Genomic DNA, 11,610 nt, shown 5'->3' on the forward strand with positions numbered 1-11,610 from the left:
GGGTACATCTGACGGCGTCCCGCGAGCGTGCAGAGCGGATCGGAGGTCCCCCCCCCCCCCCCCCCCCCCGGTTTGATGACCGTTTCTGCATCCTGACGGCATCATCGCCGGTGGTCTCCGTTCACGGCAGCGTCATTTCTGCGCGCGAGCCAGGGACGGCGTTGCGCGTAACCTCGCCCCGGTTCCGGCAGGGCGAGGCATCGTCATCCGCACTGCACGTCCGGCCCCGGCCGCATGCCGCAAGCCGTCAGACGCCGCCAGGCAGCCAACCGGACGCGCGAGGTCGCTGCCTGTGAGGCCGGGCACGACAATCAGCCACGGAACCGCGATGTCGGAAATTATTACACCATGGGATCAAGGAAGGCGCGAGATGAGCTCGCAAGCTGTTTTCTTACAATATGTTGCGACATCTGGCACGCAATATGCGTTGTTTCCGGTTGGGTGCCATGCGCAGACCTGGGAGCTAGCAGGAAAGTCCGGGCCTACCACGGAGCATTCGTATGCAGGGTTCCATGTTAAGCCCTGGCGGTATTCACATTCAGTTTCTGAAAGGTTAAAAGTCATGAAGAAAACTCTCCTCGCAGTGGCGCTGGCGACTGGTCTCGTTTCGGCGGCACAAGCGGCGGTAACGGTCAGCGCGTCGAACGGCGTGCTGCAAACGACGTCCGGTCTGACCGGGTTCACCACCCTGGGCGACAACATGGACGGCATGCAGATCACCGCCACCTTTGCCAGCGGCGCGGTGCAAACCGCGACCTGGGCTGACGGCGCCTCCACCTGCGGCCAGGCGAGCGGCACCGGCTGGAATGTGGCCATGTGCGGCGATACCTTCAGCCAGCCCTGGACGCTGACCAACCTGCTCACGGACGCGATCAACTCCGTCCGGTTCGACGGCAAGCCTGGAAGAACCGTCTGGGACCGCTCTGCTCCAGCCCCGGGAACTCCGGGCTCGGCCAATGGCGGCGATTTCGCATCGGCTTCGTCGCTGACACTCGGTGCCGCTTATACCGACATTCTCGGCGTGACGCCGAACGCTCCGGTCGGTGACGTCTATACCGTCCTGAACCTGACGATCCAGGGGGGCCTTGCCGCTGCCAGTTCGACCGCGCCGCCCGCAACACTCGTGTTCACCATGGACGCCGACAACGCGACGACCGACATCGTCACGGTCCCGGAACCCGCCTCGGTGCTCCTCTTGGGACTCGGCCTGGTGGCTGCCGCCGGCGGCCGTCGTAGGAAGGTCTGAGTCTCCGACTCGTCGCCGCGGAAAGGGCCGCTCGAACCGAGCGGCCCTTTCTTCTTCCTTTCTTCTTCCTGAGTGCGGGCCGAAGGGGCAGTCGTGCGCTGTCGGATCTGGTCCTCGTTGTTCTGCGCCAGCCAGACCGCGGACTACCGGCGGAGGTCTTGCGCCGCTGTCGTCGCCGAGTTGAGCGCGCCGCACACTGCCAGGACGACCCTGGTGGTGTCACCTGATGTCACCGCGAAACGGCCCTGACATGACGCAGCGCCGAGCGAGTCGGCCGGGGCGAGAATGGACCCATCCTCCCCGCGTGCCGCCAGAACCCGCCTGACGAAGATGCAGGATCGTCACCGATGCCGGCTGCGGCTCACTGCCGCGACACCAGCACGAGCACATCGACGAATTCCATCGCATCAGCCTCCACCCGAACAAACCCCGTCATCAGGTCGCGCGGATCGAAAGCGAGGTAGAGGAAAGCCGGGAGGTCGCGGAAGAGGTTGGGCGGCAGGTCAGCGCGGAGGTGGTCGAGCACAGGTATGAGAGCGGCCCGGAGCTGAGTGCCGGAATGCATGCCTGGCTTCGCCCGGCTGACCCGCCGCGCCACCCCGACTGCCGCAAGCTTGCGCCTCCCGTCCGATGCTTACCCCCAGCCGGCCGGCCAACGGCAGCGAAACTCCGTCAGGCGACCCGATGCCGTTGGTGGCTGCCTGACTGCTGGCGTGGATCGTCTACAATGCCGGCTCCGCCTGATTGCCAGGACCGCACCACAAGGACATCGATGAAGCGCAGCCCGCAAGGCACCCCCCTGACAACGCCCGGCGGCGGGCTGCTCGGCCGCGTCCTGACGATGCTCGCCGGCGCCGTGCTGTTGATCGCCGCCTTCATGTTCTCGCTCGTCGCGCTCGGCGTGCTGGTGATCGGCGGCGTGCTCGTTTACGTCTACCTGCACTGGAAGACCCGCCACCTGCGCCGGCATGTCGAAGAGCAGATGCAGGAGGCGATGCGGCAGCGCGAACGACGCGACGGACGGGTGATCGAGGGCGAAGTGCTGGGCGGTGCCGAATATGAGCGGCGGTCCGGCACGTCCGCCACCGACCCCGCAGCCGAACGACTGCCGCGGCCCGCTGACGGACACGCTGCCGACGATGCACGCGGTGACGGGGCGCGCTGACGACCCGCGGCCCTGCCCTTCCCTCCGACCTCTCTCGTGCTCCAACGTCCGGCCATGAAGACTGCTCGCCTTGCCCTCCTCGCCAGCCTCAGCCTCGTCGCTGGCCAGATCGCCGCCGAAACCGCCGCTGCCGGCGACCGCTTCGCGCCCTGCCTCGCCGGTCTGCGCGCCGACGCGGCGGCGAGAGGCGTCGCGACGACGAGCTTCGACCGCCTGACCAAGGGGCTGGAACCCGACATGAGCGTCCTCGAGCTGCTCGATTACCAGCCGGAGTTCCGCACGCCGATCTGGGACTACCTGGCCGCCCTGGTCGACGACGAGCGGGTCGCCGACGCACTGGCGATGCGGCAGCAATGGGCGGCGCCGCTCGCCGCGGCGGCCGAGCGCTACCGCGTCGATGCCGACACGGTGATCGCCGTCTGGGGCGTCGAGAGCAACTTCGGTCGCAGTTTCGGCAAGCGGCCGTTGCTCACCTCGCTCGCCACCCTCTCCTGCTACGGAAGGCGACAGGTGTTCTTCCGCGGCGAGTTCATCAGCACACTGAAGATCCTCGACGCCGGCGACATCGCGCCCGAGCGTCTGGTCGGTTCGTGGGCCGGCGCCTTCGGCCACACCCAGTTCATGCCCTCGACCTTCCTGCGGCTCGCCGTCGATGGTGACGGCGACGGCAGGCGGGACCTGATCGACAGTGTTCCCGACGCCCTTGCCTCGACCGCCAACTTCCTCAACAGGGCCGGCTGGCGCCAGGGCGAGCCCTGGGGCTACGAGGTCCTTCTGCCAGCCGGTTTCGATGCCGCCGTCGCCGGCAGGACCAACAAGCGGCCGCTGTCCTACTGGAGCGAGCGCGGGCTGCGCCGGGCCGACGGACAGCCGCTGCCGGCGACCGCCACGCCGGCCGGACTGCTGCTGCCGGCCGGCCCGCGCGGCCCGGCCTTCCTCGTCCTGCGCAACTTCGACGTCATCTACAGTTACAACGCCGCCGAGAGCTACGCTCTGGCGATCGCCCACCTTGCCGACCGCATCAGGGGCGGCAAGCCCTTCGTCACACCCTGGCCGACCGACGACCCCGGCCTCTCGCGCCGCGAGCGGCGCGAACTGCAGACGCTGCTCGCCGCCCGCGGCCACCCGATCGGCGAGATCGACGGCATGATCGGCGCCAACTCGCGGCAGGCGATCCAGGCCGAGCAGAAGCGGCTCGGCATGGCAGTCAATGGCCGTGCCGGGCAGAAGCTGCTGCAGGCCCTGCGTGCGCCGGCGGCTGCCGGGCAGGAGGCGGCGCCCGATCCCGGCGGCAGCAGCCGATGAACCCTGGCGCCATGGCTGCCGCGGCCGCGCGAGCGCCGCTGCGCGCGCTCGCCGACTGACGGCGAAGCGATGGCAACCGCCCCACCCCGCAGCGACGGCGACATCCAGGAGGGCGAAATCGCCATCGTCGCGTCGCAGTTGCGCCCCGGCGTGCACGTCCGCCTGCCGATCCCCTGGATGGCGCACCAGTTCCTGTTCAGCTCCTTCGTGATCGCCGACGAGGAACAGGTCCGGCTCATCGCCGCCATGCGGCTGCCGGAGGTTTTCTGCGACCCGCGCCGCTGCCGGGTCGAGCCGCTGCCGCGACCGCCCGAGGTCGCGGTCGACCCGCCGCCGACTGCCGACACCGCCGCCGAGCAGGCTCGCCTGGCGGCCGTGACGGCGGCGGCCCTGGCCGAGAAGCAGGAGCGCAGCCGCGTCATGCAGCGTCTGCGCGAGGGCCTCGACAAGGCACAGAAGCTGTACCTCGGGGCGGCGACGGCGGTGTCGGGCGCGCTCCGCGACCTGCCCGCACGCCCACAGGCGGCGGTTGCGGAAGTACTCCGCCTCAGCGCCGACTCGACGGCCGCGCTCCTCGGCAACACCGACAGCGCGCTCGTGCTGATCGCCGAAAGAGCGCACGACGACCGGCTCGCCGCGCACTCGCTGGCGGTGATGACGCTCGCCCTGCTGATCGGCAAACAGGCGCGGATACCGCCGGCCGCCTTGCCGGCGATCGCCAGCGGCGCGCTGCTGCACGACATCGGCAAGTTGCAGATCAATCCGGCGATCCTGCGCAGCAGCGAGCGCAACCGCCACGAGGAGGCGATCTACCAGTCGCACTGCGGCAGCGGCCACGACGCGGCAAGGCGCGCCGGAACACTGCCGCAGCTCGTGCTCGACGCGATCCGCCATCACCACGAACGCTTCGATGGCCGCGGCTTCCCGGATCGACTCGGCGGCAACGCGATTCCGCTCACGGCACGCATCGTCGCCATCGCCAACCGCTTCGACAACCTCGTCAATCCGCTCGATCCCCGACGCGCGCTGTCGCCGTCGGAGGCCCTGTCGGTCATGTGGACCCGCGAACGGTCGGCCTTCGACGAGCAACTGCTGCAGTTCTTCATCCGCGCGATGGGCGTCTACCCACCGGGATCGATCGTCCGGCTGACCGATGGCCGCATCGCCGCCGTCGTCGCCGCGGCAGCGGCCGACAAGCCGCTCCTGCCGACGGTCATGGTCTACGCGCCGGAGATTCCACGCCAGCAGTCGCTCATCATCGACCTGGCGCAGGTCGACGGCCCCGCCATCGAGCGTGCCCTGCGTCTGCAGGAACGCAGCGCCGAGGAGCTCGACTACCTGCTGCCGCGACGCAGGATCAACTGGTGCCACCTGGCGGAGCGGCGATGCTGACGGTCTCCGGCCTCGCCCGGCGACACCGCCAGGCCAGCCGCGCGCTGTTCACCGACATCGCCCTAAGCGTCGCCGCCGGCGAGATCGTCGCCCTGGTCGGCGAGTCGGGGATCGGCAAGAGCACCCTGCTCAACTGCATCGCCGGCCTCGACACGCCGGACAGCGGCTCGATCGCGATCGGCTCGCCGGCGGTGGACATCGTCCGCCTCGACGAGGCCGCGCGGGCAGCGCTGCGCGCGCGCAGCATCGGCTTCGTCTTCCAGGCCTTTCATGTCCTGCCGACGCTGACCGTCGCCCAGAACATCGGCGTGCCGCTGCTCCTCGCCGGCGTACCGCCGGCCGAACACGCGCCGCGCACGCTGGCGCTGCTCGACGGCGTCGGCCTGCCCGGCTTCGCCGACCGCTGGCCGGCCTCGCTCTCGGGTGGCGAGCTGCAGCGCGTGGCGATCGCCCGCGCCCTGGTGCATCGGCCGCGACTGATCCTCGCCGACGAGCCGACCGGCAACCTCGACCCGCGCACCGCCGGCCAGGTGCTGGCGCTGCTGCTCGAGCGCGTCCGCGAGCAGGGGGCGAGTGCGCTGATCGTCACCCATTCGCGGCACGTTGCCGAGTCCTGTGACCGCATCCTGACGCTGACCCCGCAGGGGCTCGAATGAGGACACTCGCCGCCTGGCTGGTCCGCGCCCAGTTCCGCAGCCGGCGGGCGGCGACGCTGCTGTCGATGCTGGCGATCGCCCTCGGCGTGGCACTCGGCTACTCGATCCACCTGATCAATGCAGCGGCCCTCGCCGACTTCGCGCGCGCCATGAAGACCGTCCAGGGCGAGCCCGACGCCGTCATCGCTGCCCGCGACAGCGCGGGCAGCGTGCCGCTGGCGCTGCTCGACGAGATCGCCAGCGATCCGGCGGTGCTCATCGCCGCGGCGGTGATCGAGACCCGCGTGCGGGTCGGCAGCCTGCGCACGCCGCTGCGCCTGATCGGCATCGACATCTTCAGCGCGCCGGCCCTGATGCCCGCCCTGCTGCCGCGCGCTGCCGATCGAGAGGCGGCCGGCGGCATCCTCGATGGCGCGCTGTACGCCTCGCCAGCCTTGCTCGGCGAACTCGGCCTGCAGGCCGGCGCGACGCTGACGCTGCTGCGCGGTGACCAGCGCTGGTCGGCGACGATCGGTGGCGACCTGCCCGCCGCCGGTCGCGACGACCTCCTGCTGGTCGCCGACATCGCCTGGGTGCAGGAACACTTCGGCCCGGCCGACGCGGTCAGCGAGATCCGCGTCCGGCTGGCGCCCGACAGTGATGCGGCCGGCTGGCAGGAGCGCGTCGCCGCGCGCCTGCCGCCGGCCCTGCTGCTGCGCGTGGCAGCGGACGACGGCGAGCGCGCCTCCAACCTGTCGCGCGCCTACCGCGTGAACCTCAACGTGCTCGCCCTCGTCGCCCTGCTGACCGGCGCCTTCCTCGTCTTCGCCACCCAGCTCACCGCCGTTGCGCAGCGCTCGACGCAGTTCGCCCTGCTCGGCGTCCTCGGCCTGCCGCCGCGCATGCGCCTGCTGCAGGTGCTGCTCGAGGGGCTGGCGATCGGCGTGCCGGGCGCGCTCTTCGGCCTCGTCCTCGGTTACGCGCTGGCGCTGGCCTTCACCCGCTTGCTCGGTGGCGACCTCGGCGGCGGCTACTTTGCCGGCAACGTGCCGGTGATCGTGCCACGGCTCCTGCCGACGGCCGGCTTCCTGCTCCTCGGCTGTGCCGCCAGCCTGGCCGGTGCCGCCTACCCGGCCTGGCTGAACCTGCGCCAGCCGCTCGTCGCAGCGCTCAACAACGGCTTCACCGCCGGCGCGCAGCAACCGCGCCGCCGCGCCCGGCAACTCCTGCTGCCGGCTGCACTGGCACTCCTCGCCGGCGGGCTGCTGCAGCTGCCACCGCTGTCGGGCGTCCCGCTCGCCGCCTACATCGCGATCGCGCTCGTCCTGTTCATCGGCGTCGCCGGCGCGCCGCTGCTGACGCAGGAGCTGTTCGGCCGCGTCGCCGGCCTGCGGCTGCCGGCGCCGCAGCGCATCGCCCTGCAGAACGTCGCACAGGCGCCTCTGCTGGCGCAGGTGGCGGCCAGCGGCCTGATCGTCAGCTTCGCGCTGACCGCCAGCATGGTGATCATGGTGTCGAGCTTCCGCGTCGCGGTGGACCATTGGCTCGACCATGTCCTGCCGGCACCGCTCTACCTGCGCGGCAAGGCCAGCCCGCTGCCCGAGGAACTGCTGACGGCACTGGAGCGCGCCGATGCCCCCTTCCTGCGCGTCGAGCGGAGCGCCTACGCCAGCCTGACACTCGACCCGCGGCGACCGCCCGTGGCGCTGCTGGTGCGCGAACTCGATCGCCGCAACCCCGCCGCCCGCCTGCCGTTCACCGGAGCGGTCCTGGTCCCGCCGGCGGCGATGCCGGTGGTCTGGATCAGCGAGGCGATGCAGGACCTCTACGGCATCGTCCCCGGGCAGTCGCTACGCCTGCCCTTGCTCGGCGGCGAGATCGAGGTTTTCGTCGGCGGCGTCTGGCGCGACTACGCACGGCAGTTCGGCGCCGTGGTGATCAGCCGCGACGATTATCAGCATCTCGGTGGCGACTTCCGCCCGAGCGATCTCGCGCTCTGGCCGCGGCCCGGCGAGGACGCCGCAGCCGGCAAGTGGCTGGCCGCACAGGCCGCCGCACATGGCCTGGAATTCGCAACCAACGCCGCCATCCGGCAGTTGAGCCTGTCGATCTTCGACAAGCGCTTCGCCGTCACCTACGCCCTCGAGGCGGCGGCGATGCTGATCGGCGTCTTCGGCCTCGCCGTCACACTCACCGCCAGCGTCTGGTTGCGCGCACGCGAGCTGGCGACGCTGGCGGCGCTCGGCTTCGACCAGCGCATGCTGCGCCACTCGCTGATGCTCGAAGGCGCGCTGATCGCCGGCATCGGCCTGCTGCTCGGCCTCGCCTGCGGCATCGCCATCGGCGCCGTGCTGACGCACGTCGTCAATCCGCAGGCCTTCCACTGGCGCATGCCGCTCGACGTGCCCTGGCTGGCCCTGCTCGCCGGCGCCGTCGCGACGCTGGCCGCGGCCGTCGTCGCCAGCCGGCAGGCAGCGCGCCAGGCGACGCGGCTGCCGCTGGCCGAGGTACTCGCCGGCAGCCAGTGAGCGGGCGCCGGACGCAGCAAGGCCGCTGACGATCAACGACTGCCACCGCTGGCCCTGGGGTCACCTATACTGTCCACAGACCGCTTCCGCCCGCAACGGGCAACGGCGGTCGCCAACGAGGTCACGGGACAGGCTTGCAATGAACTCGCTGCCGCAGCAACGGAGGCCACCGGGTCGTTGCCGGCGCGTGCTGCGACAGAGCGCCGTCGCCCTCCTCGCCCTTCTCGCCCTGTCGCTGCTGGTGGTTGCCTGGCCCGGTCCGGCAAGCGCCATCCAGAACTGCCATGACTACACCTACTACGCGCTGAGCGGCGAGGACGGCAACATGCTGAGTCCCGGCGAGCTGCGCACCCGCCTCGCGGCGCGAGGCTACACGAAGTACCGGTACAGCGCGTCGGCCGCCGTCGGCCGGCTTGACGAAAGGCAGCGCTATCGCCCGGGCGACGTGCTCCTCTTCGGCGACAGTCATTCCGGCTTCGTCAACGCAACTGGAACGATCGACCACTACTTCCAGAATTTCGTCGGCAACAGCCTGCCACGCAGGAGCGAGGTGGTCGATCCACGCGACCTCGACTACCAGAAGACCTTTCTCAAGGGCTGGACCGTCGAGCGCATCCTGCAGACCCACCGGACCTATCGCGAGGACCAGATCGAAATCTGGCGCAAGGGGAAGCCGGACACCATCGGCTTCGTCGAATCCTGGGGCGAGGTCAGCAAGGACGTCGGCCAGGTGAGCCTTGCCGTCCACAGGTCCGGTGGTGGCCGGGGCGCCGTCAGCGTGCAGATCGTTCCCCGTGGCAGCCCGCCGTATCTGGCAACGGCATCGGCGGGTGTCAGCTACCGGCTCGCCAGCGACACCGTCGACTGGGCCGACGGCGAGGTCGGCAGGAAAGCCGTCGAGGTCGAGATCCTGAACAGCGATGCCGAACCCGGTGACATCGGGCTCCTGCTCGGTGTCACCGTCAAGCGCGGCTATGCCCGCCCGGATCGCTGGCCGGAGACGACGCTGGTCCTCAAGCGCGCACCGGCGACCCGCGATCGTTCGCGGATGGGCGGCGAGATCAGCTTCGTCGAGGGCGAGGTGACCGCCGCTCCGGCCGACCGCCAGGTACGGCTCATCGTCACCCGCGACGGCTTCAGCAAGGGGGAGGTGACGGTCGACTATCGGACGCAGCCCGGCAGCGCCCGACCCGGGGTCGACTACACCCCGGTCACCGGCACGCTCGGCTGGGCCGACAGCGACAAGGGCATCCGCAGCATCGACGTTCCCATCCATGCCGGTTCCGGAGGCGGCGCGATGGCAAACTTCACCGTCACGCTCGGCAATCCGTCCGGCGGCGCCGAGGTCGTCCGCCCAGCGGCGGTCACCGTCAACCTGCAGCCAGCGCCGGCGGCCCCCGGCCAAACGCTCCCCGGAGGATCGAGCGCCGGGCCGGCAGGGAGCGACGAAAGCGAGCCGGGTCCTGCCGCCGCAGCGTCGCGGACGCGGCGCCCGGACTGTCGCTACCTGCGGCTGAGTCCGGAGCAGGTCCGCATCGGCCCGGGCCGTCAGTTCAGCTTCACGGCCACCGCCGTCTTCGACGACGGCTCCGAGAACGATGTGACGCGCCTTGCGAGCTGGCAGCCGGGGCCGGCGAACACCTATGGCGCGCCGCGGGAGCTGCGCTTCGACGAGCGCATGATCGTCAGCGCGCGCTGGGACGGTTGCGAGGGCAAGGCCACCGTCGACCTGCAGGCAGCCTCGTGGACGCCACCCTTGAGCCACGCCGACGATCGCCGGCCCGGCGAACCCGGAACCGAGCCCTGGCGTCCGACCTGGTACGTCCTCTGCGACCGGAGTGGCCGCGTCGTGTACGGCGAGGACACCACTCCCGCCCTCTTCGGCATCATCGCTGGCCCTTTCATCGGACCGCGGGGCGCCGAGCAGTGGATCCGGGAGAACTGTCCGCGAACCGTGTGCACGACCGAGGGCATACACGGCCTGTGCGCCCGCGAGCCCCCACTGGCGGCAGCCACTGGTGACGGCTACCACGCACTCTGCGATCCGACGGGACACGTAGTCATCGGCCGCTCCGGCACCCTGCCCGGACACCGCCCGATGTCGCCGGCGCTCGCCGGCGAGGCCAGTGCGCGCTGGTGGATCGAGCAGAACTGCCCGTCCTGGACGTGCACGCCCGACGGCGCCTGCGCCCGCGCCGGAGCGATCCGCAGCGGTGGCCGCTGGGCTGTGGTCTGCAGCCGGCAGCACGGTGGCGTCGGCTTCACCGAGTACCCCAATCGCGTCGATAGCTGGGTCTGGGTCGAGCATCTGCTGAGCGACGGCGATGCCCGCAACTGGATTGCCGCCAACTGCCCGAGCGAGCGCTGCGACCGGAATGGCCGCTGCCTACCCGGCGGCCCGGCCACCGCGCCGTCCGCCCAGCAGCGACCCAGTGAGGTGCCGACAGGCAGCGTGCTCGACCTCTACGGACAGCGAGAGCGCTCGCGCCAGGGCGCCGGCAGCGGCAGCCTCGGGCCTTATTGGGGACTCGGTGGACGCTTCTCGTCCGACACCCTGCGGCAACAGATGTCGCGTGACGGCCAGACGCAGTCCACGTCGCGCGACGGCGACGGTCGCACCGCTGGCGGCGAGGTCCACTGTGCCAGCGACGCCACGTGTCCCGCCGGGTACAGCTGCCAGAACGGCCACTGTCTGCCAGCAACGACCGGCGACGGCGAGCAGCCAATCGGCGCCGCGACCGGCGACACGTCCAGCCGGCCGGCTGCTGTCGCAACTCCCGCCGTCACCGGAGCCAGCGCAGCGGCCGCCACAGCGGCCACCCCGTCGACTGCGGCGGGCAGTCCGCCGGCCAGGACCCCGACCGGAGTCTACGAACCGAAGGGGAACGGTCAGCCGTGCCTGCAGGTCGGGCAGCAGATGGAAGCGCGCTGTCGCCAGATGTCGGAGGACTGCAACCGCCGCAACTGCTCGGGCGGCGGCTACTCGGGCTGCGCCCTCGACTGCCCGGGCTGTGGCGGCTACTTCGGCAACTACATCGCCTGGTGCAGCCTGCACCCCGCCTACCAGGCGAAGGTGAGCGCCGGCCTGACGGGCTTCGTCGCCGACATCGGCACCTGCATCGCCCAGTTCCTCGCCGACGGCAAACCCGGCCGACGCGAGCGCGGCGCCGACTGCCAGCGCCAGGCGCAGCGCAAGCTGGACCAGGGCCGTGACGCCTGGGTGCAACAGACGTGCCAGGCACGCTGCGCCGAGGACGGCCGCAAGGGCGTGGCGGTGCTCGGCGGTGCCCGCCATCGCTGCGAATGCCACTGAGCACAGCAACACGCGCCACCGGCAGC

8 protein-coding genes are annotated in these 11,610 nt (G+C 70.9%); 7 read left to right on the top strand and 1 reads right to left on the bottom strand.

The genetic code is table 11. The features are described from left to right. Positions 1–562 precede the first annotated feature (562 nt). Positions 563–1,246, top strand: coding sequence for a PEP-CTERM sorting domain-containing protein (locus tag NFW30_RS02245; protein ID WP_295351310.1), 684 nt, complete (start codon positions 563–565; stop codon positions 1,244–1,246). 361 nt (positions 1,247–1,607) lie between these two features. Here NFW30_RS02245 and NFW30_RS02250 read toward each other — a convergent pair whose 3' ends face one another. Further along, positions 1,608–1,811 carry a hypothetical protein gene (locus NFW30_RS02250; protein ID WP_295351312.1) on the bottom strand — a complete coding sequence of 68 codons (204 nt, stop codon included), beginning with the start codon at positions 1,809–1,811 and terminating at the stop codon, positions 1,608–1,610. Between the two features lie 207 nt (positions 1,812–2,018). Here NFW30_RS02250 and NFW30_RS02255 point away from each other — a divergent pair, with 207 nt between their 5' ends. The 6 genes from NFW30_RS02255 (at position 2,019) to NFW30_RS02280 (ending at position 11,584) form a co-directional block, all read left to right on the top strand. Then, on the top strand, positions 2,019–2,411 hold the full coding sequence (locus NFW30_RS02255; RefSeq protein ID WP_295351315.1) for a hypothetical protein: 393 nt from the start codon (positions 2,019–2,021) through the stop codon (positions 2,409–2,411). A gap of 54 nt (positions 2,412–2,465) precedes the next feature. Beyond that, the gene (locus tag NFW30_RS02260; protein ID WP_295351317.1) at positions 2,466–3,716 is read left to right on the top strand and encodes a lytic murein transglycosylase; all 1,251 of its coding nucleotides are present in this window, start codon (positions 2,466–2,468) and stop codon (positions 3,714–3,716) included. 69 nt (positions 3,717–3,785) lie between these two features. Continuing rightward, a complete protein-coding gene (locus tag NFW30_RS02265) occupies positions 3,786–5,108 on the top strand; it encodes an HD-GYP domain-containing protein (protein WP_295351320.1) in 1,323 nt (440 codons plus the stop codon). Further along, on the top strand, positions 5,102–5,764 hold the full coding sequence (locus tag NFW30_RS02270; RefSeq protein ID WP_295351323.1) for an ABC transporter ATP-binding protein: 663 nt from the start codon (positions 5,102–5,104) through the stop codon (positions 5,762–5,764). The genes NFW30_RS02265 and NFW30_RS02270 overlap by 7 nt, the downstream gene beginning before the upstream one ends. Continuing rightward, positions 5,761–8,271, top strand: coding sequence for an ABC transporter permease (locus tag NFW30_RS02275; protein WP_295351325.1), 2,511 nt, complete (start codon positions 5,761–5,763; stop codon positions 8,269–8,271). The genes NFW30_RS02270 and NFW30_RS02275 overlap by 4 nt, the downstream gene beginning before the upstream one ends. A gap of 139 nt (positions 8,272–8,410) precedes the next feature. After that, positions 8,411–11,584 carry a Calx-beta domain-containing protein gene (locus NFW30_RS02280; RefSeq protein ID WP_295371729.1) on the top strand — a complete coding sequence of 1,058 codons (3,174 nt, stop codon included), beginning with the start codon at positions 8,411–8,413 and terminating at the stop codon, positions 11,582–11,584. The last annotated feature ends 26 nt before the right edge of the window (positions 11,585–11,610 follow it).

The sequence above is a fragment of the Accumulibacter sp. genome (genome assembly GCF_023806635.1).
Taxonomy (GTDB): Bacteria; Pseudomonadota; Gammaproteobacteria; order Burkholderiales; family Rhodocyclaceae; genus Accumulibacter.

What these genes read in the sequence shown, in the direction of transcription:
- NFW30_RS02270 (WP_295351323.1), top strand. Translation starts at nt 5,102, where the DNA reads ATGCTGACGGTCTCCGGCCTCGCCCGGCGACACCGCCAGGCCAGCCGC.
- NFW30_RS02275 (WP_295351325.1), top strand. Translation starts at nt 5,761, where the DNA reads ATGAGGACACTCGCCGCCTGGCTGGTCCGCGCCCAGTTCCGCAGCCGG.
- NFW30_RS02255 (WP_295351315.1), top strand. Translation starts at nt 2,019, where the DNA reads ATGAAGCGCAGCCCGCAAGGCACCCCCCTGACAACGCCCGGCGGCGGG.
- NFW30_RS02280 (WP_295371729.1), top strand. Translation starts at nt 8,411, where the DNA reads ATGAACTCGCTGCCGCAGCAACGGAGGCCACCGGGTCGTTGCCGGCGC.
- NFW30_RS02245 (WP_295351310.1), top strand. Translation starts at nt 563, where the DNA reads ATGAAGAAAACTCTCCTCGCAGTGGCGCTGGCGACTGGTCTCGTTTCG.
- NFW30_RS02250 (WP_295351312.1), bottom strand. Translation starts at nt 1,811, where the DNA reads ATGCATTCCGGCACTCAGCTCCGGGCCGCTCTCATACCTGTGCTCGAC.
- NFW30_RS02260 (WP_295351317.1), top strand. Translation starts at nt 2,466, where the DNA reads ATGAAGACTGCTCGCCTTGCCCTCCTCGCCAGCCTCAGCCTCGTCGCT.
- NFW30_RS02265 (WP_295351320.1), top strand. Translation starts at nt 3,786, where the DNA reads ATGGCAACCGCCCCACCCCGCAGCGACGGCGACATCCAGGAGGGCGAA.